The organism is Aeromonas encheleia (genome assembly GCF_900637545.1).
Lineage (GTDB): Bacteria > Pseudomonadota > Gammaproteobacteria > Enterobacterales > Aeromonadaceae > Aeromonas > Aeromonas encheleia.
Map to the genome: position 1 here is coordinate 2722675 of NZ_LR134376.1, position 22053 is coordinate 2744727.

18 protein-coding genes are annotated in these 22053 nt (G+C 62.8%); 8 read left to right on the forward strand and 10 right to left on the reverse strand.

All coding sequences use genetic code 11. The features are described from left to right. Positions 1–60 precede the first annotated feature (60 nt). Positions 61–1077, reverse strand: coding sequence for an aspartate-semialdehyde dehydrogenase (locus EL255_RS12545; RefSeq protein WP_042652495.1), 1017 nt, complete (start codon positions 1075–1077; stop codon positions 61–63). Between the two features lie 141 nt (positions 1078–1218). Further along, the gene (locus EL255_RS12550) at positions 1219–2376 is read right to left on the reverse strand and encodes a 4-phosphoerythronate dehydrogenase (protein WP_042652496.1); all 1158 of its coding nucleotides are present in this window, start codon (positions 2374–2376) and stop codon (positions 1219–1221) included. A 323-nt stretch (positions 2377–2699) separates the two neighbouring features. On the opposite strand from EL255_RS12550, the gene EL255_RS12555 reads away from it, so the two are divergent. Then, on the forward strand, positions 2700–3422 hold the full coding sequence (locus EL255_RS12555; RefSeq protein WP_042652497.1) for a phosphatase PAP2 family protein: 723 nt from the start codon (positions 2700–2702) through the stop codon (positions 3420–3422). 76 nt (positions 3423–3498) lie between these two features. On the opposite strand, the gene EL255_RS12560 is transcribed toward EL255_RS12555, so the two are convergent. Beyond that, the gene (locus EL255_RS12560; RefSeq protein ID WP_042652498.1) at positions 3499–4326 is read right to left on the reverse strand and encodes a MetQ/NlpA family ABC transporter substrate-binding protein; all 828 of its coding nucleotides are present in this window, start codon (positions 4324–4326) and stop codon (positions 3499–3501) included. A 399-nt stretch (positions 4327–4725) separates the two neighbouring features. On the opposite strand from EL255_RS12560, the gene EL255_RS12565 reads away from it, so the two are divergent. After that, on the forward strand, positions 4726–5097 hold the full coding sequence (locus EL255_RS12565) for a VOC family protein (RefSeq protein WP_042652499.1): 372 nt from the start codon (positions 4726–4728) through the stop codon (positions 5095–5097). 103 nt (positions 5098–5200) lie between these two features. On the opposite strand, the gene EL255_RS12570 is transcribed toward EL255_RS12565, so the two are convergent. Then, on the reverse strand, positions 5201–5398 hold the full coding sequence (locus tag EL255_RS12570) for a hypothetical protein (RefSeq protein WP_042652500.1): 198 nt from the start codon (positions 5396–5398) through the stop codon (positions 5201–5203). Between the two features lie 301 nt (positions 5399–5699). On the opposite strand from EL255_RS12570, the gene EL255_RS12575 reads away from it, so the two are divergent. Further along, positions 5700–6239, forward strand: a complete 540-nt coding sequence (locus EL255_RS12575) for an isochorismatase family protein (protein ID WP_042652501.1) — start codon at positions 5700–5702, stop codon at positions 6237–6239. A gap of 228 nt (positions 6240–6467) precedes the next feature. Here the strand turns inward: EL255_RS12575 and modF are convergent, their stop codons facing one another. Continuing rightward, positions 6468–7931 (reverse strand): molybdate ABC transporter ATP-binding protein ModF, encoded by a 1464-nt coding sequence (gene modF / locus EL255_RS12585; RefSeq protein ID WP_042652502.1) that lies wholly within the window; start codon positions 7929–7931, stop codon positions 6468–6470. A 317-nt stretch (positions 7932–8248) separates the two neighbouring features. Between modF and asp the strand changes: the two genes are divergently transcribed. From asp to EL255_RS12600, 3 genes are all read left to right on the forward strand, one after another. Further along, positions 8249–10126: a serine protease Asp gene (gene asp, locus EL255_RS12590; protein WP_042652503.1), complete on the forward strand. Its 1878-nt coding sequence runs from the start codon at positions 8249–8251 to the stop codon at positions 10124–10126. 18 nt (positions 10127–10144) lie between these two features. Next, positions 10145–10606 carry a serine protease chaperone gene (locus tag EL255_RS12595; protein ID WP_042652504.1) on the forward strand — a complete coding sequence of 154 codons (462 nt, stop codon included), beginning with the start codon at positions 10145–10147 and terminating at the stop codon, positions 10604–10606. A gap of 350 nt (positions 10607–10956) precedes the next feature. Then, positions 10957–13344, forward strand: coding sequence for a beta-glucosidase (locus EL255_RS12600; RefSeq protein ID WP_042652505.1), 2388 nt, complete (start codon positions 10957–10959; stop codon positions 13342–13344). 83 nt (positions 13345–13427) lie between these two features. On the opposite strand, the gene EL255_RS12605 is transcribed toward EL255_RS12600, so the two are convergent. Further along, positions 13428–14405 carry an AraC family transcriptional regulator gene (locus EL255_RS12605; protein ID WP_042652506.1) on the reverse strand — a complete coding sequence of 326 codons (978 nt, stop codon included), beginning with the start codon at positions 14403–14405 and terminating at the stop codon, positions 13428–13430. Between the two features lie 373 nt (positions 14406–14778). Further along, positions 14779–17154 (reverse strand): phosphoenolpyruvate synthase, encoded by a 2376-nt coding sequence (ppsA, locus tag EL255_RS12610; protein ID WP_042652507.1) that lies wholly within the window; start codon positions 17152–17154, stop codon positions 14779–14781. A gap of 309 nt (positions 17155–17463) precedes the next feature. Here ppsA and ppsR point away from each other — a divergent pair, with 309 nt between their 5' ends. Further along, positions 17464–18276 carry a posphoenolpyruvate synthetase regulatory kinase/phosphorylase PpsR gene (gene ppsR, locus EL255_RS12615; RefSeq protein WP_033130900.1) on the forward strand — a complete coding sequence of 271 codons (813 nt, stop codon included), beginning with the start codon at positions 17464–17466 and terminating at the stop codon, positions 18274–18276. Positions 18277–18389: 113 nt separating this feature from the next. Here ppsR and EL255_RS12620 read toward each other — a convergent pair whose 3' ends face one another. Further along, entirely contained in the window at positions 18390–18683 is a 294-nt protein-coding gene (locus EL255_RS12620; RefSeq protein ID WP_232018861.1) for a hypothetical protein, read from the reverse strand. 356 nt (positions 18684–19039) lie between these two features. Between EL255_RS12620 and EL255_RS12625 the strand changes: the two genes are divergently transcribed. Next, positions 19040–20416 (forward strand): amino acid permease, encoded by a 1377-nt coding sequence (locus tag EL255_RS12625; protein ID WP_042652508.1) that lies wholly within the window; start codon positions 19040–19042, stop codon positions 20414–20416. 267 nt (positions 20417–20683) lie between these two features. Here the strand turns inward: EL255_RS12625 and EL255_RS12630 are convergent, their stop codons facing one another. Beyond that, positions 20684–21385 carry an SIMPL domain-containing protein gene (locus EL255_RS12630; protein ID WP_042652509.1) on the reverse strand — a complete coding sequence of 234 codons (702 nt, stop codon included), beginning with the start codon at positions 21383–21385 and terminating at the stop codon, positions 20684–20686. 56 nt (positions 21386–21441) lie between these two features. Then, complete coding sequence (locus tag EL255_RS12635) at positions 21442–21999, reverse strand: hypothetical protein (protein WP_042652510.1); 558 nt, start codon at positions 21997–21999, stop codon at positions 21442–21444. Positions 22000–22053: the final 54 nt, after the last annotated feature.

A 22053-nucleotide genomic window follows, 5' to 3' on the forward strand; every position in this document is an offset into this window, starting at 1 on the left:
TCCGGGCACCAGCACCGGTCAAGGGGCGGGGTTCCCTTCCCGCCAGGGCCGGTGTCAGCCTCAGAGGTAGTCACGCACCAGCAGTTCGGCGATCTGCACGCTGTTGGTCGCCGCGCCCTTACGAACGTTATCGGCCACGATCCACATATTGATACCGCTCGGGTGAGAAATATCCTGGCGCACCCGGCCGACCAGCACCTCGTCCTTGCCGGTGGCGTCGCGCACCGGGGTCGGGTAGTCGGCGTCGTCATCGAACAGGGTGACGCCCGGGGCGTTGCGCAGCAGCTCCTTGACCTGATCCGCATCCAGCGGCTGGTGCAGCTCGACGTGGACCGCCTCGGCGTGACCGTAGAACACCGGCACCCGCACGCAGGTCGGGTTCACGGCGATGTTGGCATCCCCCAGGATCTTCTGGGTTTCCCACACCATCTTCATCTCCTCACGGGTGTAACCGTTGTCGGTGAAGGCGTCGATCTGCGGGATCAGGTTGAAGGCGATCTGCTGCGGGTAGAGGGTCGGCTCCACCGGACGGCCATTGAGCAGGTGCGCGGTCTGGCCGGCCAGCTCGCTCACCCCCTCCTTGCCGGAGCCGGAGACGGACTGATAGGTCGCCACGTTGATGCGGGCGATGCCCACCTCGTCGTGCAGGGGCTTGAGCGCCACCAGCATCTGGATGGTGGAGCAGTTCGGGTTGGCGATGATGTTGCGGTTGCGAAAATCCGCCAGCGCGTCCGGGTTCACTTCCGGGATCACCAGGGGGATGTCTTCGTCGTAACGGAAGCAGGAGGTGTTGTCGATGACGATGCAGCCATGCTCGGCGGCGATCGGTGCCCACTTGGCAGAGATCTCGGCCCCGGCGGAGAAGAGCGCGATCTGCACCTGGCTCCAGTCAAAATCCTCCACGTCCAGGATCTCGCGGTTCTTGCCACCAAAGCGCACGGTATCACCGGCGCTGCGGCTGGAGGCCAGCGGATAGAGGGTGGCGACCGGGAAGGCACGCTCCTCCAGGATCTCGATCATGGCCTGACCCACGGCGCCGCTCGCGCCCAATACCGCTACGTTGAATTGCTGACTCACTGATGTTCTCTCCTTTATGGATGCCGATGACGCGCGAAGCATCACCGCTGGCAGGCGGACCTGCCTGATAGCGGGTTTGACGGTGCCAAACCACACAGGGGGCGGACCTGAGTCCGCCCCCTCGTTGATATTGAACCCGATTCAGATCGGGCGGATGACAAAGCCCAGTCGGGCCAGCCTGTCGCTGGCGAAGGGGCCGCAGACCAGCAAGGATGATAGCTCCCGCCGCTCCGGGTAGTGCTTGCGCTGCTCGTCGAAACTGCCTGGCAGATCGATGCGATTGCGAAAACGGGCATCGTCCCGGCGCACGTCATAGATAAGGTGGACCAGCTGCTTTATCAACGCCTGATCCGTGGCCTGGCCCGGCGTCAGCTCGCGCACCTCGGGGGCTGGCAAGAGCGCTTGCAGATCCTGGCGCGGGTCGCGGCTCTGCTGCTGGCAGAGTGCCTGATAGAGCATCCAGGTGCCACGCGCCTTGCCCTCCAGGCTGTAGCCGGCGATGTGCGGGGTCGCGAGCTCGGTATGGGGTACCAGGGCGCGCAGGGGTTCCGGCTCCCCTTCCCATACGTCCATCACCAGCCGCAATGGCTCGTCACCCAACTGACGGGCGAGCAGCGCCTGGTTGTCCCACACCTCGCCACGGGAGGCATTGATGAGGAACTGCCCCTTTGGCCTTGCCGCTATCTCGCGCTCCCCCAGCAGGTGGAAGGTGGCATCGACGCCTTCGCGGGTGAGGGGCACGTGGAAGCTGACAACATCGGCCGAGAGTGCCATCTGGTAATCGACGAAGCCCGCGGCCCCCTCGGTACCCTTGCTTGCAGCCGTGATGGCATTTGCCTCGCGGCGGGCCCGCGGCGGATCGCAGCGCAGCACATTCATGCCGAGCGCCTCGGCCTTGCCCGCCACACATTCGCCGGTATTGCCGGCGCCGATGACGGCGAGGCTCATCTCGCTCAGGTTGAGCTCGTGGCGCTCCGCCAGCACCAGCAGGGCGGAGAGCACATAGTCCCCCACCGAATATTTGTTACAACCGGGGGCGCTGAAGAAGGGGATGCCCCGCTCGGCCAAGAGCGCCTTGTCGATGTGATCCGTGCCTATGGTGGCGGTGCCCACGAAGGCCAGCCGCGGACAACTGGCGAGCAGTCTGGCATCGACCCGGGTCACCGAGCGCACCAGCAGCACCTCGGCATCCTGCAGATCCGCCGCCGCTATCTGCCGCCCCGGCAGGGGTACCACCTCGCCAAACTCGGCAAACAACTCGCAGGCGTGGGGCATGTTTTCATCAACGACGATCTTCATCGGGCTCTCTTCTTGGTAACTGAATGCGCGCAACCGGCCACAGGCGCGCCATTCTAGCCCATATGGCGCAAGTTTTCAGAGGCATCTTCTCGGGCCGGCAGTTGCCACCGGCGCCCCGCCCCAGCCCAGACGACGGGCGTTTTCAGCCTCCGCTGCCCGGGCCGCCCTCCGCGCTCAGTCCATACTGCCCCATGCCCATGAGCCCAGGGGGATATGTAACAAGCTGTTGCCCCCCGGCCCCGCGGCTTGACCGGCGAGCCTGGGCTGGCACAATGGCGCCTCTTCCATCACCGCCACCGAACCGCCCCGTGACCAGCCCTGTTATGTCGATTCATGCTTCTTCCTTGCCGCGCCGCCAGGTGCTGGGTTTCAGCGCCGCCCTGATCCTGCCCTTGCTGCTGCTGACCTGCCTGCCCTGGCAACCCTTCCTGACGAGCGCCCTGCAATCGGGCTGGTTGTGGGGGCCCTACGCCCTCACCCGCATGGTGGACTTGCCCGGCCTCGTCGTCACCATCGCCGCCCTGTTGCTGCTGACCCGACACAAGCTGACGCTTAAGCCTCCCGCCCTGCTGGCCCTCGGTGGTGCCCTGTTGGCAGTGCTGGCGGGGGACTGGGCCATCAAGAGCCTCATCAAGCAGCTGACCCAGGAGCCGCGCCCCTATCTGCTCTGGCTGGAGAGCCAGAACCTGATCCCCGCCATCTCGCAGTTCTACGCCGCCAGCGTGGCGGAGCGCAGCGAGCAGGTGCATGCGGCCAGCCAGCTGCTGGCGCTGCCCCGGTGGCTCGGCAACCACTGGCAGGCGGAGGTGAACTACGCCTTCCCCTCCGGTCACAGCATCGCCGCCATGAGCCTCGCCCAGTTCTTCGGCCTGATCTGGCTGGCCCGCGCGCCCCGCGGCGTCTGGCTGCTGCCGCTCTGGGCCATCGGCATCGCCCTGTCACGCACCCTGATCGGCATGCACTGGCCGCTGGATGTGCTGGCGAGCGCCCTGCTCGGCAGTCTGACCGCCCTGTTCGCCGCCCGCTGGTGGCTGCACCACTACTGATCCGGCACCAGGACGCGACAAGCCAATAAAAACGGGCACCCTGGGGTGCCCGTTTTTCGGCTCATGATGAGGTGACTCAGCCCTTGCTCTGCCCCTGCCAGCCCTGCGGGTACTTGTAGCCAGCGAAGCGCTTGGCGGCATAGGCCTTGAACTCGGGGGAATTGTAGGCGGCAATCACATCCTTGGCGAACGGCTTGTCGGCATCGGCGCTCTTCACCACCACCCAGTTGATGAAGTCGTAGCTGCGCTCGAGGAAGAGCCCCTCGCTGAACGGGATGCCGCTGGAGGCGGCGAAGTTGCCATTGATGACAGAGAAGTCCACATCCTCCCTTGAGCGCGGCAGTTGCGCCGCCTCCAGCAGCACCAGCTTGATGTCGTGCGGATTCTTCACCACATCGAACTCGCTCGCCTTGAGCGGGTTGATGCCCTCCTTCAGGGTCAGCCAGCCCAGATCCTGCAGCATCAGCAGCGCCCGCGCCTGGTTGGTGGGATCATTGGGGATGGCGACCGTGCTCCCCTCTTTCAGCGCCTTCAGATCGCTCAGCTTGCCCGAATAGAGTCCCATGGGGCCGGTCGGCACCTGGGTGATGGGGGCCAGCGACAGCCCTCTATCCTTGGCGAAGCTCTCCAGATAGGGCTTGTGCTGGAAGCAGTTCACATCGAGCGAGCCATCGGCCAGGGCGATATTGGGGGTCACATAGTCGGTGAACTCCACCAGCTTCACCTGGTAGCCCTTGGCCTCCAGCTGCGGCTTGATGGAGTCGGTCACCATGTCGGCAAAATCCCCGACTGTGGTGCCGATCACTATCTCTTTCTTCGCCTCATCAATGGCAAAGGCTGACAATGGCAGGCTGCTGGCGAGCAGAGCGAGGGCGGAGAGCTTGAAGAGGGAACGGCGCTGCATGGGGACTCCTTGTCAAAATGATCGTCGAAACGGTGGCCGGGTTGCGACTCCTGCCCTGCGAGCAGAACCACCACAACCATCTAGCCATCCAAATGGCTAATTAAGCTCACCATAACAGAGCCACCGCCCTTCGCCAAGCGACAAAATCGGCTGAGCTTGCGCAAAGATGGCGAGCACCAGTGCCGATGCCGAGGCGCGGCCCGTCACCGCTCCTCGCGCGAAAATCTTTGATAAGCCACACAATAATGATGAGCAGGATCTCGCCATCCCGGCCTCATCCGGCATAGGATGGTCATTTGGTGCCCTTTTTCTACCGGGTACCCAAGAGCGGGCCTGTGAGCGCAGGCATTATTCAGGGGCGGTAGCGTCTTGCCCGCCCAGTCAGCAACAGGAGTGGCTGTGTTCGATCACGTTGAAATCAAGACCGTCAGGTTTCAGGCATGCCGGCGCTTCTATGAAGCTGTCTTCACTCCCCTGCAGATAGAGCTCAAGTGGGCGGATGAGCAAGCTGCGGGGTTTGGCCAGATTGAGCAAGACAAGGTGAGCTTTCTGATAGAAGGCGGCGAGCAGAGCCCCCCCGGCCACATAGCCTTTCGCGCCAGACACCCCGCCGAGGTGGATGCCTTCCATCAGGCCGGTATCGAGGCGGGTTTTCGCTGCAATGGGCAGCCAGGGCTGCGCCCCCACTATGCCCCCAACTATTACGCCGCCTTTCTGCTCGACCCCGATGGCAACAATATCGAGGCGGTCACCTATCTGGGCGACGAGTAGCGCAGTCCGACCGTGCGGGCGCCATGCCCTCCATAGCAAAAAGCCCCGGCGTCATCGACACCAGGGCTTTGGGAATACACCGACGGATTAAACCGACAACGCCTTACTTGACCGCCTTGCTGGCGTTCTCCATCGCCTGCTTCTCGGCGGCGCCGAGGATGGCAGTCTGGCGATTTTGCTCTGCCAGGTAGCAGGTATCCTTGCTGATCCCCTGCGCCTGGCAGTCCGCCATGCGCTGGGCAGGGCTGGAACAACCGGCCATCAGACCAGCGACGGACATAAGCAGAATGATTTTCTTCATGGTGATTCCCATCGTTAAGTTAATCGCGGCGCACTCTTGAACAAGGGCTGGAACTGCTTTAATAACAAGATCTTCCCACTCGTTCGGCCGGACTCGTTGCCAAATTTGGCGACACTGGTCTTAGCACTGTCAGGTGCTTTTTCATGGCCCGACTCTAGCGCCGTCCGCCCGGTGCGTCACTGGCGCTCTGGTAACAATTTGTTTCTCTCTATATAAAAAGGGGTATCGCGCCGAGCCTGCTCGCCGCTCCCCATGCCGTTCGCGGGCCACCTAGCACGCGATCCCTTGATAAGGAGTCACCATGTTGATCACCTCCACCACAGGCCTGCTGGTCGTCGATATTCAGGGCAAGCTGGCCCGCCTCGTCGAGGAGAGCGAGCCCCTCATCGCCAATACCGCCCGGCTGGTGCAAGGCGCCCAGGCGCTGGGCTTGCCGGTGATCTGGCTGGAGCAAAATCCGGACAAGCTCGGGGCCACGGTGCCCGAGCTACAGCCGCTGCAAGCCGGGGCACAGGTGCTGCCCAAGTTCAGCTTCGGCGCCCTGGGGGAGCCGCAGGTGGCGGCGGCGATCCAGCAGAGCGGTGTCAGCCACTGGCTGGTATGCGGCATCGAGGCCCATATCTGTGTCTATCAGACGGTGCAGGGGCTGCTGGACGGGGGCGCCCAGGTGTCATTGGTGGTGGATGCGGTGTCGTCCCGCACCGCCGCCAACAAGACGGTGGCCGTCGATCAATTGGCGGCATTGGGGGCACGGCTCAGCTCGGTGGAGATGTGCCTCTATGAGCTGCTGGGGGATTGCCGCCATCCGGCATTTCGCCAGATCCTGGCCCTGGTGAGATAAGCGCCATGATGGATAACATGGCGCCCTTTATGTTTGGTCTGGTCGCTTTCCAAGTCGCACTTGCAGTGACCATGATCGGCATGGCGGCTACCCGTCTCTATCTGGGCTGGCTCTGGATGGGTGCCATGCCCTTTTACACACTCTGGTGGCTGCTCCTGGGCTACCCCCCACTCCTTCCCGAGGGGTGGTCAACGCCGTCCCAATAAAGAGCACCGAGGCCCGGGCCAATCACAATGACTCACCTTCCCCCAGCCTCTCTTGCAGATAGCGATAACCACCGGTGCCGTCGGGCACGAAGCTCAGCCTGTGGGTCAGGCCGGGGGGCGCATCCTCGGGATGGTGGGAGACGAACAGCAGCTGGGTGCCTTGGCCTATGAGGCGCACCACCATCTCTCGCACCAGATGGCGGTTGAGGGGATCCAGCCCCTGCAGCGGCTCGTCCAGGATCAGCAGCGGCGGATGCTTGACCAGCGCCCTGGCGATCAGCACCAGCCGCTGCTGGCCGAAGGAGAGGGAGTGAAATGGCAAGGCCCCCTGCGCACCGAGCCCGAGCAGGCTCAGCCACTGGTTAGCCAGCGCCAGCTGGCGATCGCCGGGGCGGCTGTAGAGGCCGATGGAGTCATAAAACCCCGACAGGATCACCGTCAGCACAGAGCCATTAACCCGGTAGTCGAGGTGCAGCGCCGGGCTGACCAGACCGATGTGACGCTTGATCTCCCAGATGCTCTCGCCGCTGCCACGGCGTACCCCGAACAGCACGAGATCGTTGCTGTAGCCTTGCGGATGATCGCCGGTGATGAGGGCGAGCAGGGTCGACTTGCCGGCGCCGTTCGGGCCAACCAGCTGCCAGTGCTCCCCCTCCCCAATGGTCCAGTCGAGCCCGTCGATCACCAGCTGCTCGCCATAGGCGACCCGCAGGTTGCGCATCTGCACCCGGGGGCCGGCGGGCAAGGGCGCGGGCGCCGTGAGCGGCGGCGGCAGCCGCGGACTCTGCCCCTCGACCCGCGCCAGCTGGGCCACCTCCTGGCTCCCCAGCACGGCGTCGCGCTGCCCCGCCAGCAGCAGACACAGCTCCCCGAGCAGGCCGAGGTGGCTGGCGAAGGGGGGGATCTCGTCGAATCGATTGACGATGATCACCAGGCGCTGCCCCTGCGCCACCAGATCAGCCAGCAGCGCCATCAGCTCGAGGCGCGAGCCCTGATCCAGGCCATCGAACGGCTCGTCCAGCACCAGCAGCTCGGGCCTCGACAGCAGGGCGCGGGCCAGCAGCAGCTTGCGTCCCTCACCGCTCGAGAGATGACGGTAGGGACGATCCCACAGCGCCGCTATGCCAAAGCGCGCCAGCAGCGCCCGTGCCTGCGGCGCCTCCCCCACCTCCAGCATCAGGGTCGATACCTTATACCCCGCCTCCTCTTCTTCCCCCAGCATGTCGGTGTTGCGCCGCTGCCAGTCCTGCTCCCCCAGCTGCTGCTGCGACTCGAAGGAGAGGCGCACGGCATTCAGCTGGCCCAGGGCCTGCCCCGAGCGCAGGCTCAGCTCGCCGCACAGGGCCGAGGCCAGCGCCGTCTTGCCGCTGCCGTTGCTGCCGACGAAGGCCCAGCACTCTCCCTGGGCAAGAGTAAGTTCGGGGATGAAGAGGGTACGGTCACCGCGAAGGGCCAGCCTGGCCGAGTGCCACTGCAATAGGGTCATGGATCCATCCTGATTGTCTGTTTGCCGTTACCTTAACAGGGTTCACATCAGACCACAGCCATGGCGATTCCCCCCTGCGGGCGAGCAGGGGCGCACCTAACAACAGAATGATCTATAGACAAAAAGATCACTAATGACAGATGCGAATAGCTCTCAATAAAACACGATCGTCGTCACATTGATACCCCCATATGGGCTCAAATGGGGTTTATATGAACCCCTTCACAACTCTGAATTGAGAGTCTTTTGAATCGTATTTTCTCATGTATAGATGCCAGCGCACCTCGGACGGTGCGCCCTTAAGATGGAGTTTATCAATGAGAAAGACATCGTTAGCGTTGGCAATCACGGCCCTGCTCTCGGCCCTGCCTGCCGTCTCGGTTCAGGCCAATGAGAGTTGTACCCCCCTCACCGGCAGAGAGGCCGGCATGGATACCGGTCGCGGCAGCGCAGCGCGTTGCCTGCCCGGCATCAACCCCCTGCAGGATCAGCAGTGGCACCTGCTCAACAGTGGCCAGGATGCCTTCAGCCCCCGCGCCGGCGTGGCAGGCAATGACCTCAACCTCTGGTGGGCCCACCGCACCGAGGTGCTCGGTCAGGGCATCAACGTGGCCGTGGTGGACGATGGCCTGGCCATCGCCCACCCGGATCTGGTCGACAACGTCCGCCCCGGCTCACGCAACGTGGTGACCGGCGGCGACGACCCGACGCCAACCGATCCGGACAGTGCCCACGGCACCTCGGTGTCCGGCATCATAGCCGCGGTGGATAACGCCATCGGCACCAGAGGCGTGGCGCCCCGCGCCCAGCTGCAGGGGTTCAACCTGCTCGACAACGACAGCCAGCAGTTGCAGCAGGATTGGCTCTATGCCCTCGGCGACAGCCCGGCCAGCGGCGATAACCGGGTCTTCAACCAGAGCTACGGCATGAGCCTGGTCGATCCACAAAGGGCCGACGGGCTGGACCAGCTACAGCTGGATCGCCTGTTCGAGCGGATGACCCAGCAGGTGCAAGGGGCGGCCTACATCAAGGCGGCGGGCAACGGCTTCAGCCGGATTGCCGCCGGCAACTATGCCCTCAACCGCAGCGGCGGCGATCTAAGGTTGCCGTTTGAAAACAGCAACATCGATCCCTCCAACAGCAACTTCTGGAACCTGGTGGTCAGCGCCAGCAACGCGAACGGAGTGCGATCGTCCTACTCCAGCGTCGGCAGCAACGTATTCCTGACGGCCCCCGGCGGGGAATACGGCACGGACGCGCCAGCCATGGTGACCACGGATCTGCCTGGCTGCAACATGGGTTACAACCGGCTGGACGATCCCAGCACCAACCGGCTGCACGGCAATCCGCAACTGGATGCCAGCTGTGACTACAACGGCGTGATGAACGGCACCTCCTCGGCCACCCCCAATACCGCCGGGGCCATGGCGCTGCTGATGTCCGCCTATCCGGACCTGTCGGTGCGGGATCTGCGCGATCTGCTGGCCCGCAGCGCCACCCGCCTCGATGCCGAGCAGGCGCCGGTGCAGCTGAGCTACACCGCCGCCGATGGCCAGCGCCGTCAGGTGACGGGGCTGGAAGGCTGGGAGCGCAACGCCGCCGGCATCTGGTACAGCCCGACCTATGGTTTCGGGTTGGTGGATGTGAACCGGGCCCTGGTCGATGCCGCCACCCATGAGCCCCTGCCGCCGCTGGTGCAGCTGCCGTGGCAGCAGGTGACGGTGCGCGATCGCGCCGCCGGGGCCATCCCGGATCTCGGCAGCGCCCCGACCCGCTCCGGCGCCCGGGTCGATCAACCCCTGACCGTGGAGGCGGTGCAGGTGCTGGTCAGCCTGGATCACCAGCGCCTACCCGATCTGCTGATCGAGCTGGTCTCCCCCTCCGGCACCCGCAGCGTGCTGCTCAACCCCAACAACAGCCTGGTGGGCCAATCCCTCGACCGGCAGCAGCTGGGCTATGTGCGCACCCGGGGACTGCGCGACATGCGCATGCTCTCCCACAAGTTCTACGGCGAGCAGGCTCAGGGCGAGTGGCGACTGGAGGTGACCGACGTCGCCAGCGGCAACCGCCAGGTTGCACTGCGCAACCTCAGCACCAACGCCCGCAGCACCCTGACCGAGCGCAACAACAGCCAGCCTGGCCAGTTGCTCAACTGGTCCCTGCGGGTGCTCGGCCATGACGCCGCCCCTCTCTAATTGCACAGGAGTCACAACATGAAACACAGCTTACTCAGCCTTGCCCTGGCAGGCCTGCTGGCCTCGCTCTCCACTCAGGCCATGGCCGGGGAATCGGTGCTGATCGACGGCAAGCAGTACAGCACCATAGAGGTGAACGGACAGACCTACCTGACACCTTACAACGGCAGCAAGAAACGGGTGGCCCGCAGCCTGGACGGCCAGGCAACCCAACCCAGCCTGCGCAGCGGCGACATCTTGCTGCAAGGGGCGGCCAGCCCCGAGCTCACCGTCAGCGGCACCCTGCTGGTGGAGGCCGACGACAATCAGGCCAGGGCACTGGCCACGCGCCACGGCCTGCGCTTCAAGCAGAGCAGCGGCGGCATCGCCCTGCTGGAGGCACAGTCCGGCACCGATCTGAACGCCGTCGCCACCCGGCTCAAGCAGGAAGGAGTGAAGGTGCAGGTCGAGCTGGCCGGCGCCGAGCAACAGCCCAGGTGATCTATCTGCTCCCCGAGCCGAACACTCATGCCATCGAGGGGGCCATAGGCCCCCTTTCTCCATTCTCACCTCCCCCGATGGAGACAAACCGGGTCGCCCGCCAAGGCTCCGATGCGACCGCGGTCACAACTTCGCACCCTTGCCCCCAACTGCACATTTAGCGCCCCGCCGAGGCAAGGCGGGCCGACGCCGACTTGCTAACCTGCCTGCGGCCCGGGCTCATGACCACGCACGGCCCGCCCGATGCCTTCATCGATATCCATGGCAAGCCGCCAGCAGAGCGGCCCGGTCAGCTCCCGGAGTCGGTATCACACTTACCTTTTTATTCAGACAGTTACGAGGAGGCCTCCATGCCTATCACCACCACAAGAATGAAAGCGGTTTCACTTTCCGTCAGCCTGGCCCTGGCCGGGATCCTGGTGGGTTGCAACCAGAACGACTCCGACGCCCCCATCGTCAAGGATGACGCCTATTACCGTGCTCAGGCCGAAACCATGGTGGCCAGGCTGACCCTGGCCGAGAAGCTGGATCTGCTCTCCGGCCCCGGTTATGGCAGCGCCAACGGCGCCGTCAACGTCAAGCAGGATGTCGCCGGGGTGGCGGGTTACATCAACGGGGTGAGCCGCAGTGCCGACGGCATCGACATCCCGGCCCTGAAGCTGGCCGACGGCCCGGCGGGCCTTAGGATCAGCGCCAACCGCGACGACGACAGCGCCACCTACCATGCCACCGCCTGGCCCATCGGCTCGCTGCTGGCCTCCAGCTGGGACGTCGAGCTGGTCGAGTCCGTGGGGGAAGCCATGGGGGATGAGGTCAGGCAGTACGGGGTGGACATCCTGCTGGCGCCGGGCATGAACATTCAGCGCAACCCGCTCAATGGCCGCAACTTCGAGTACTACTCGGAAGATCCGCTGCTGACCGGCAAGATGGGCGCCGCCATGGTAAACGGGGTGGAGAGCAACGGGGTGGGCACCACCATCAAGCACTTCTTTGGCAACAACTCCGAGACCAACCGCAACCAGATCAACGACATCGGCGAACCGAGAACCTTCTGCGAGATCTACCTGCGCGGCTTCCAGATCGCCGTGGACGAGGCCCAGCCCTGGGCGATCATGACCTCCTACAACAAGGTCAACGGCACCTATGTGAACGAGCGCAGAGATGCGGTGACCGAGGTGCTGCGCGACGAGTGGCAGTTTGACGGCCTGGTGATGTCCGACTGGTTCGCCGGCGACGTGGCCAACAACGCCTACAAGCAGGTGCTGGCAGGGCAAGATCTGATCGAGCCTGGCAACGTCAAGGAGCAGCTGCAGCAATCCATCGACCACGGCGATCTGAGCGAGGCCAAGGTGACCGAGGCCGCCATCCATATCCTGACCCAGGTGATGAAGAGCCCCTCCTACAGCCAGCTGGCCGTCAGCAACAGCCCGGATCTGGCCGCCCATGCCAAACTGGCTCGCCAGGCCGGCGCCGAGAGCATGGTGCTGCTGCGCAACGAAGCCGCCGCCCTGCCGATTGCCGCGACCAGCAAGGTCGCCAGCTTTGGCATCAACCAGATCAACACCTACAAGGGTGGCACCGGCAGCGGGGACGTGAACGCAACCGGCACCACCACCATAGCCCAGGGACTGGCCAGCCGTTTCCCGGTCAACGAGGCGCTGCAGAGTTACTACGGCGATTTTTATGAGGCCAACAAGGTCTATCACGAGGGCCAATTCGGCTCCAAGGGGTTCTATAGCTGCGCAGAGGCCGCCGTCGGCCCCGAGCTGACCGGCTTGATCGCCACGGCCGCCAGCGAGCAGGACGTGGCGGTGATCAGCCTGGGCCGTCAGGCCGGCGAGGGGGCGGATCGCAGCAACAGCAAGGGCGACTACCTGCTCGGCGATGACGAGACCGCCCTCATCGATGCGGTGAGCAACGCCTTCCACGCCCAGGATAAAAAGGTGGTGGTGGTGCTCAACGTCAACGGGGTGATAGATACCGCAGAGTGGAGTCACAAGGTGGACGGCATCCTGCTGGCCTACATGGCGGGTCAGGAGACCGGCCACGCGGTGGCGGATGTGCTCTCAGGCGCGGTCAACCCGAGCGGCAAGCTGGCCCAGAGCTTCCCGCAAAGCTACGCCAGCGTCCCCTCCTCGACCAGCTTCCCCGGTGAGGACACCGACGGCGACGGCGAGCCGGACGATCTCTATTACAACGAGGGGATCTACGTCGGCTATCGCTACTACAGCACCTTCGACAAGGCCGTCTCCTACCCCTTCGGCTTTGGCCTATCCTACACCAGCTTCGGCTACACCAGCCCGGCCATCGCCAGCAATACCCTGGCCGATGGCGCGGCCGGCAGCATAGTGCTGACGGCGACCATCACCAACACCGGCGGTGTGGCGGGCAAGGAGGCGGCCCAGGTCTACATCACCGCCCCCGAGGTCAAACTGAAAAAACCGACCATAGAGCTCAAGGCCTTCGCCAAGACCAAACAGCTGGCCCCTGGCGCCACCGAGCAGCTGAGCTTCACCATTCCGGCCAGCATACTCGCCAGCTTCGATGAGGCCAGCAACCAGTGGATCCTGGAGCCGGGCAGCTACAGCGCCTACATCAGCCCCTCATCGGACGTCTCCGCCACCACCCCCGTCACCTTCAAGCTGAGCAAGGAGATAGTGGTGAGCAACACCACGGCGGGCGCCCTGGCCCTGCCAAGCGGTGTGGATGCCGCCACCGTCACCACGGTGACAAAATAAGAGGACGGGAGCGGCGCCCCGGCGCGCGCTCCCATGAGGATCCGAGCACCTTGACGGGACCAGGCCTGCGCCTGGTCCCGTTCTTATTGGCGGGTATTGCGGTAGGCCAGCGGGGTCATATTGGCGTTGGCCTTGAAGAAGCGATTGAGCGCACTCTGGGAGGAGAAGCCCACCAGATCGCTGATATTTTGCAGCGGCTGCTCCCTCTCCCCCAATAACCGGCAGGCCTCCATCATCTTGACCCGCTTCAGGATGGCGGAAAAACTGCTGCCCTCCCCCTGCAATTTGCGGTTCAGGGTCCAGCGGCTGATATTCATGGCCGAGCAGACGTCCTTGAGGAGATGGTCATCGCTGTCCATGACACCGCCGCGGATCCGGTGACGGATAAGGTCAGCCACCAGATTGGCAAAGGGCACCCGCTCATCGATGTCGGTGCAGATGCTATCCAGCTGACTTGTCTGCAAGCGGCACAGCAAGCCGTTGTAGCTATCGATGCGGGTATCCAGCAGGGCATTGCCGATGAGCAGGGTGTTGCCCGGCTGATCCCAGCGGCAGTGGGTACCGAAGAAGTGATCCAGCTGGCGGTGATGGGCAGGCGGCCTGCCGACGAACCCCACCGACACGGCGAGGGCGGGCACATAGGCCCGCAGGATCCGGAAGAGGATGACAAAATTGGGGATGGCCTGGCTCGCCCCCAGGGCGGCGGGTCCTTGATTGATGTACTCATATTGGGTGTGCAGCGCCCCCAACCTCACCTGATAATCGTCGCAGTTGCCGATGACGGTGCGATAGCGCAGCAGGGCCTCGATGGCGGCGCGAGGGGATGGCTGGTTCAGGCAGAGGCTGATGAGCACCGGATAGTGCTCATAGAGCTGAGCGATCTCATAGGACAAGATGCCCTCGTGAAATCCGCTCAGATAGCCCTGCATCAGACTCAGCAGGCGGTAATGGCTCTGGGCCAGGATCCGGCCATGCTCACGGTTGATATCGAATGGGGTCAGACCGGCGGCCAGCAGCAGGGCATCCGGATCTCCCCCCTGTTGCTGACAGGCCGTCAGCATTCTCCTGAGAACTTGATTTGCTACGCTCTGTGCCATCTGCCTACCCTGGCCTCATAAAACACCAATAACTGATTGATGGGCGAGCGCAGGCGGAACCTCTTTCTCCAACCCGGCTCGCATGACCTAAAAATGCGGATCCGCCAGCCTGTCCATGACATGGCAGGCTCATTATGGGGGGATGAGGAAGGGCGCCGATGTAACGGAGTGTAAGACCACGATCTGGCACGCTATTTTGGCGCAGTAGGAGGCAGTCATCGGACAAAAAACAAAATAGAAATGCACCGTATTCCGACATAAAAACGGCGCCCTCTCGGGCGCCGTTTTTATTTATCACAGTGCGGCACTATCGCCGTATGGCATCCGCAAGCGCGGCTCAGCTGGCCTGGTGCTGCTCGGCCAGATAGAGCCAGGTGTCGACCACGGTATCCGGGTTGAGCGACACAGAGTCGATGCCCTGCTCGACCAGCCAGGCGGCGAAGTCCGGGTGATCGGACGGGCCCTGGCCGCAGATGCCGACATACTTGCCCGCCTTGCGCGCGGCCTTGATGGCCATCGCCAGCAGCGCCTTGACCGCCTCGTTGCGCTCATCGAACAGGTGGGCGATGAGGCCCGAATCCCGGTCCAGTCCGAGCGTGAGCTGGGTCATGTCGTTGGAGCCGATGGAGAAGCCATCGAAGTGTTGCAGGAACTGATCCGCCAGCAGGGCGTTGGAGGGCAGTTCGCACATCATGATGACCTTGAGGCCCCGCTCGCCGCGGCGCAGGCCGTTCTCGGCCAGGATCTCCACCACCTGCTCCGCCTCGCCCACGGTGCGCACGAAGGGGATCATCACCTCGACGTTGGTCAGACCCATGACGTCACGCACCCGCTTCATCGCCTCACACTCGAGCGCGAAGCAGGGACGGAAGCTGTCGGCGATATAACGGGAGGCACCGCGGAAGCCGATCATGGGGTTCTCTTCGTGGGGCTCGTAGCCACGACCGCCCACCAGGTTGGCGTATTCGTTGGACTTGAAGTCCGACATCCGCACTATCACCCGCTCCGGCCAGAAGGCTGCAGCCAGGGTGGCGATGCCTTCGGTCAGCTTGGCGACGTAGTATTCACGGGGGCTATCGTAACCGGCGATCATCTTGGCTATGGTGGCCTGCAGCTCGGGGCTCTGCTGATCGAACTCCAGCAGGGCCTTGGGATGCACGCCTATCATGCGGTTGATGATGAACTCCAGGCGCGCCAGGCCCACGCCGGCGTTTGGCAGCTGGGCGAAGTCGAAGGCCCGATCCGGGTTGCCGACGTTCATCATGATCTTGATGGGCAGGCGCGGCATGTTGCCCACCTCGGTCACCGCCACCTCGAAATCGAGTTCGCCGTCGTAGATGAAGCCGGTGTCCCCTTCCGCGCAGGAGACGGTGATGAGCTGACCCGCCTCGATGCGAGCGGTGGCGTCACCACAACCCACCACGGCCGGGATGCCCAGCTCACGGGCTATGATGGCGGCGTGGCAGGTGCGGCCGCCGCGGTTGGTGACGATGGCCGAGGCCCGCTTCATGATGGGCTCCCAATCCGGATCCGTCATGTCGGTAACCAGCACGTCGCCGGGCTGTACCTCGTCCATCTGGCTGATGGAGGAGATGACCCGCGCCGGGCCAGAGCCAATCTTGTGGCCGATGGCACGCCCCTCGATCAGCACCTTGCCGCCGGACTGCTTGAGCGCGAAACGCTCCAGGGTGTTTGCCTCCTGACGGCTGCGCACCGTCTCGGGACGGGCCTGGACTATGTAGAGCTGGCCGTCCTGACCATCCTTGGCCCACTCGATGTCCATCGGGCGGCCGTAATGTTGTTCGATGATGAGCGCCTGTTTCGCCAGCGCCATCACCTCGTCGTCGCTGATGCAGAAGCGGTTGCGCTCGGCATCCTGGGTGTCGACGATCTTCACCTGACGACCGTGACCGGCGTCCTCGGAGTAGGTCATCTTGATGAGCTTGGAGCCCAGCGTCTTGCGCACCACGGCGGGGCGGCCGGCCTTGAGGGTTGGCTTGTGCACATAGAACTCGTCCGGGTTGACGGCCCCCTGCACCACCATCTCGCCGAGGCCCTGGCTACCAGTGATGAAGACCACGTCGTTGAAGCCGGATTCGGTATCCAGGGTGAACATGACGCCGGAGGAGGCCAAGTCCGAGCGCACCATGCGCTGCACCCCGGCCGAGAGCGCCACGCCCTTGTGGTCATAGCCCTGATGCACCCGGTAGGAGATGGCGCGATCGTTGAACAGCGAGGCAAACACATGCTTGATGGCGGTCATGACGGAGTCGATGCCGCGTACGTTGAGGAAGGTCTCCTGCTGACCGGCGAAGGAGGCATCCGGCATGTCCTCGGCGGTGGCGGAGGAGCGCACCGCAAACGACGCCTCAAGCCCGGCACTCAGCTTGTCATAGGCGGCACGCACGGCCTGCTCCAGCGCGGGCTGGAACGGTGCGTCCACCACCCAGTCACGGATCTGCTGGCCGGCCCGGTTGAGGGCGGCGATGTCGTCCACGTCCAGGCTGTCGAGCAGGTCGTGGATCTTGCCGTTGAGACCGCTTAACTCCAGAAACTCGTTAAACGCAAAGGCAGTGGTCGCAAACCCGCCAGGGACGGATACACCGGCACCGGAGAGGTTGCTGATCATCTCGCCAAGGGATGCATTCTTGCCGCCGACTCGTTCTACATCCTGCATTCCGAGCTGTTCGTACCAGAGTACGTACTGTTGCATTTGCATGTCTCCAGATTGGTGGGCCAGGGTGCCTACGCACCTGCTGTGCCAAATTATGTGTTTTTGTTGGTGTGCTGTTGCCAACGACCATGAAAACGTTTTCTACTTATTGTCAAAAAAATCCCCGTGCAAGATTTGGGGATGGCCGTCTGACACAGACATTCTACAATGCCGATACAAAAAGGTAACGACTCAGGTTTGCAAGCGAGTTCACAACTTGGAAACAGCAGACCTGTTGACAAAAGTGATATGGTTTCGAGAGATACTTCCTGCTCGCAACCCCGCCAGCCCGCATCACAGGAGCGCATCGTGCACACCGTATTCTATGTATCCGATGGCACCGCCATCACCGCCGAGGTGTTCGGCCATGCCGTGTTGAGCCAGTTCCCGCTGGTGTTCGAACAAGTCACCATTCCCTTCGTGGAAACCCTGGAGAAGGCGCGTCAGGTACGGGCCAGGATCGATGAACAGTTTCGCCAGACCGGGATCCGCCCCATCCTGTTCCACACCATAGTCGACGCCCTGGTACGGGAAGAGGTGCTCAAGGCCCAGGCCAGCAGCCACGATTTTCTCAACACCTTCGTCAGCCCGCTGGAGCAGGAGCTGGGGATCAAGGCCGAGCCCAGGCTGCATCGCACCCACGGCATGGAGAACCGCAAGCTCTATGACGATCGCATCGAGGCGGTCAACTTCGCGCTCACCAACGACGACGGCATCACCACCAGAGAGTACGACGAGGCGGACATCATCCTGATCGGCGTCTCCCGCTGCGGCAAGACGCCGACCAGCCTCTATCTGGCGCTGCAGTTTGGCATCCGCGCCGCCAACTACCCCTTCATCGAACAGGACATGGGCACGCTCGAGCTGCCAACGCCCCTCAAGGCCAATCGCCACAAGCTGTTCGGCCTCACCATAGCGCCCCAGCGGCTGCACGAGATCCGCAACCAGCGCCGCGCCAACAGTCGCTACTCCTCGCTGGTGCAGTGCGAGCAGGAGCTGGCAAGCGTGGAGCGGCTGTTTCGCCAGGAGGCGATCCGCTTCCTCGATACCAGCTCTCATTCGGTGGAGGAGATCAGCGCAAAAATTCTGGAGGCTACCGGGCTGCGTCGCCAGCTCTGCTGATAGAGCGAGCAGACGCGGCGGCCCCATCGAGGAATAGGCCGCTGGCAAGCTGGCAATACGGATGAGGGGCAGTAAAAACGGAGCCAACAGTGAACCTGTGGCTCCGTTTCACATCATGAACGGGGAGGCATGGGCGGGTTGTTGAGCTCTCTGTTGTTCATCAGCATGGCATGAAAGTTCAGCAGGCCATGGCGTCTTCGTATCCGCTCGCTCAACCAGCAGGCGGGTAGCAAGCCCACACCGGCGGCCACCGCCAGTACCATGGTGACATGCGCCACCAGATAGTCGCCTCCCTGCCATCCCCAGACCAGCCCGCAGGCCGCCGCCATGGTCAGCAACATGGGGGAGAGCCAGAGCGCCAGCCAGAGGGTGACGGTCAGCAGAGCACCCACAATACACTCGATCATATGAGTCCTTATTGGAGAAATAGCCATAAACCCACAACCAAATCTCCGAGTCAATAACCACAAAACCAATCGAACACAAAACCAGCAATCGCTTCACAACCCCCTTCCCAGATCATGAAAAACCTGATTAGAGCCGAAAAAACCACCCGAACATGAGGAAATCAGGTGCATTGGCGGTCGATTATCACTATTCTGCTCGGGTTGGTAGCTGCCACAAAAAACAACAAGTGGCACACCGTAACGAAATTAATACGGATTTCGTCACGTTTTCAGCACGGAGTGCCGACCGGCTCACAGGATGTGGGGCGGCAGACGAGACGACAGACGAGTGACTTCAGCGACGTAAGGAAGGAAGAATGGATCTTCAACAAAACGGCGAAGAGTTGAAACGCGGCCTGAAAAACCGCCATATCCAGCTCATCGCATTGGGCGGTGCCATAGGTACCGGCCTGTTTCTCGGCATTGCCCAGACCATCAAGATGGCGGGCCCCTCGGTGCTGCTCGGCTATGCCATCGGCGGCTTCATCGCCTTCCTCATCATGCGCCAGCTCGGCGAGATGGTGGTGGAAGAGCCGGTCGCCGGCTCCTTCAGCCACTTCGCCTACAAGTACTGGGGTGACTTCGCCGGCTTCGCCTCCGGCTGGAACTACTGGGTGCTCTACGTGCTGGTCAGCATGGCTGAACTCACCGCGGTTGGCATCTATGTCCAGTACTGGTGGCCCGAGATCCCGACCTGGATGTCGGCCGCCTTCTTCTTCGTGCTGATCAACGCCATCAACCTCTCCAACGTCAAGGCGTTTGGCGAGATGGAGTTCTGGTTCGCCATCATCAAAGTGGTGGCCATCGTCGGCATGATTGGCTTTGGCGGCTATCTGCTGTTCTCCGGCGGCGCCGGTCCGGAAGCCAGCGTGACCAACCTGTGGGCTCAGGGCGGCTTCTTCCCCAACGGCATCAGCGGACTGGTGATGGCGATGGCGGTGATCATGTTCTCCTTTGGCGGGCTGGAGCTGGTCGGTATCACGGCGGCAGAAGCCGATGATCCCGAGAAGAGCATTCCCAAGGCCACCAACCAGGTGATCTACCGCATCCTGATCTTCTATATCGGCGCCCTGGCCGTGCTGATGTCCCTCTACCCCTGGGTCAAGGTCGTCGAAGGCGGCAGTCCGTTCGTGATGATCTTCCACGCGCTGGACAGCAACCTGGTGGCCACGGTGCTCAACATAGTGGTGCTGACCGCCGCGCTCTCCGTCTACAACAGCTGTGTCTACTGCAACAGTCGCATGCTATTTGGCCTGGCCAAGCAGGGTAACGGCCCGCGCAGCCTGCTCAAGACCAACAAGAGCGGTGTGCCACTGGTCGCCCTCTCGGTGTCTGCCGCCGCTACCCTGCTGTGCGTGCTGATCAACTACCTGATGCCGGGCAAGGCCTTTGGTCTGCTGATGGCGCTGGTGGTCTCCGCCCTGGTCATCAACTGGGCCATGATCAGCCTCGCCCACCTCAAGTTCCGCAAGGCCAAGCAGACCGAAGGGGTAGAGCCCAAGTTCAAGGCATTCTGGTACCCGTTCGGCAATTATCTCTGCCTGGCCTTCATGGCCGCCATCCTGGTCATCATGTACCTGACCCCGGGCATGGAGATCTCGGTGATGCTGATCCCGGTCTGGCTGGTGGTGCTGGCGATCGGCTATCAGTTCAAGCCCAAACGTCAAGGACGGGTTGCCGCCGAAATCGGCTGACCTGCCCCTCCCTGATTTGATTCAAATGCCGGTCGCTGACCGGCATTTTCATATCCGGGCCCTGCAGTCATAACGACTGCAGAAGCCCGACAGGCCCCCTCCCCTATCCCGACGCATGCCTGACGGATCATCTGCCAGCGCCCTATGCCCCCTCGATCCGTCGCTAGCTTACAGCCCAGTAATGTGCCGCGCCGCCCGCCTGACAGCAAAAAGCCCGAGGCGATTGCCTCGGGCTTTTTTCACACTAGCGGTCAACGGGCCGCGGCATCACTCCAGCAGGAAGACGGCTTCCACGTTGTCCGTGATGCTGATCTGCTGCTGTTGATAGCTGTTCTCCATCATGTCTGCGGCAGGTGCGGCGGCGGCCTTGAGGGCCCGGCTATAGACCGGCATGGGGGCGCTGTTGCGATACTCGACGCTGTAGACCTTGCCGAGCTTCATGCCGAAGGCCTTGGCCAGGGATTCCGCCTTGCTCGTGGCGTCAGCCACCGCGCCAAGACGGGCCTGCTCCTTGATGGTCTGGGGCGATTTGAGGCCGTATTCAATCTGGGAGACGGACTCCAGGCCCGCCTCGAGCGCGGTATCCATGAGCTGGCTCAGTTTGTCGAGCTGATAGAGTTTGACCGCCAGCTGGCGCTGGGCACGGTAACCCACCATCTCGGGTTTCTTGTTTTGCGGATACTGATACTCGGGGGAGACCACCAGATTGCCGGCCTCCACATCGGTACGCTTGATGCCCAGCCCTTCCAGCTTGCCAAAGAAGGCGGCCACCTTGGTGTCGACCTGCTGCTTGGCCTTGATGCCCTGCTTCTCCAGCGCGGTCACGGAGACGTTGAGGGTCAACATGTCGGGCTCGGCCTTCTGCTCGGCGTAGCCACTGACCACCAGATGCGGTGCCTGGGGCACCTCGATGGCCAACAAGGGGGCACTGACAACCAAGGCAGACAGGGTAAGAAGGGAACGCCACATAGAAAAAAACCTCAATCGATTAGAGTGAGGTCATTATGCCCGTCGTCGAATGAGATTCATATGTCGTGCAGGGGGGGGATATGGTCCAGCACCTGGTTGGTCATATCGATGTTGATGCTGATCTCGCTGCCAAGCAGACTGCCATGACTCGCCATCAGGGGGGCAGACTCGCGCGCACCGAGCAGGCTCTCTTCTTCGAAATGGAAGGAGTCCCACGACAAAACATGTCCCTGGGAGGGCAATACCGGCTCCGGCGCAGTGATAACCGCCAGCGAACTCCAGTCAAAATCGTCCCCATGACTGAGCAGATCCTGCAAGGAGCTGTCACTCAGGCTCTGCAGTGAATACTCCTGTTGTCCCAGCTCGTGGCCAACCAGCACCACCATGTGGGGCAAGAGTGCATCCTCTGCTGGCGTGAAGCTGATGCTGGATGCGGCGAAGTCCACATTGAGCGACCCCGCTACCTCTCCATCCTCGCTCTCCAGATCCAGGGCGCTGATCTTGTCACCCGTCATCGTGGCCTGATAGCCAAAGCGGCCGGTGCAGAGGATGCTATCCTGCCCGTCCCAGCTGTAGCGAATGCCATCGATGTCGACCCAGTTAAATGACTGCATGGTGACCCTCTCCTGATACTGCCGTTATCTTAACTTCCCTCATCCTCAAATAAT

Excerpts from the sequence above, each read along its gene's own strand:
- EL255_RS12550 (WP_042652496.1), bottom strand. The coding sequence starts at position 2,376 with ATGAAGATCGTCGTTGATGAAAACATGCCCCACGCCTGCGAGTTGTTT.
- EL255_RS12555 (WP_042652497.1), top strand. The coding sequence starts at position 2,700 with ATGTCGATTCATGCTTCTTCCTTGCCGCGCCGCCAGGTGCTGGGTTTC.
- EL255_RS12560 (WP_042652498.1), bottom strand. The coding sequence starts at position 4,326 with ATGCAGCGCCGTTCCCTCTTCAAGCTCTCCGCCCTCGCTCTGCTCGCC.
- EL255_RS12570 (WP_042652500.1), bottom strand. The coding sequence starts at position 5,398 with ATGAAGAAAATCATTCTGCTTATGTCCGTCGCTGGTCTGATGGCCGGT.
- EL255_RS12575 (WP_042652501.1), top strand. The coding sequence starts at position 5,700 with ATGTTGATCACCTCCACCACAGGCCTGCTGGTCGTCGATATTCAGGGC.
- modF (WP_042652502.1), bottom strand. The coding sequence starts at position 7,931 with ATGACCCTATTGCAGTGGCACTCGGCCAGGCTGGCCCTTCGCGGTGAC.
- asp (WP_042652503.1), top strand. The coding sequence starts at position 8,249 with ATGAGAAAGACATCGTTAGCGTTGGCAATCACGGCCCTGCTCTCGGCC.
- EL255_RS12595 (WP_042652504.1), top strand. The coding sequence starts at position 10,145 with ATGAAACACAGCTTACTCAGCCTTGCCCTGGCAGGCCTGCTGGCCTCG.
- EL255_RS12600 (WP_042652505.1), top strand. The coding sequence starts at position 10,957 with ATGCCTATCACCACCACAAGAATGAAAGCGGTTTCACTTTCCGTCAGC.
- EL255_RS12605 (WP_042652506.1), bottom strand. The coding sequence starts at position 14,405 with ATGCTGACGGCCTGTCAGCAACAGGGGGGAGATCCGGATGCCCTGCTG.
- ppsA (WP_042652507.1), bottom strand. The coding sequence starts at position 17,154 with ATGCAACAGTACGTACTCTGGTACGAACAGCTCGGAATGCAGGATGTA.
- EL255_RS12620 (WP_232018861.1), bottom strand. The coding sequence starts at position 18,683 with ATGATCGAGTGTATTGTGGGTGCTCTGCTGACCGTCACCCTCTGGCTG.
- EL255_RS12625 (WP_042652508.1), top strand. The coding sequence starts at position 19,040 with ATGGATCTTCAACAAAACGGCGAAGAGTTGAAACGCGGCCTGAAAAAC.
- EL255_RS12630 (WP_042652509.1), bottom strand. The coding sequence starts at position 21,385 with ATGTGGCGTTCCCTTCTTACCCTGTCTGCCTTGGTTGTCAGTGCCCCC.
- EL255_RS12635 (WP_042652510.1), bottom strand. The coding sequence starts at position 21,999 with ATGCAGTCATTTAACTGGGTCGACATCGATGGCATTCGCTACAGCTGG.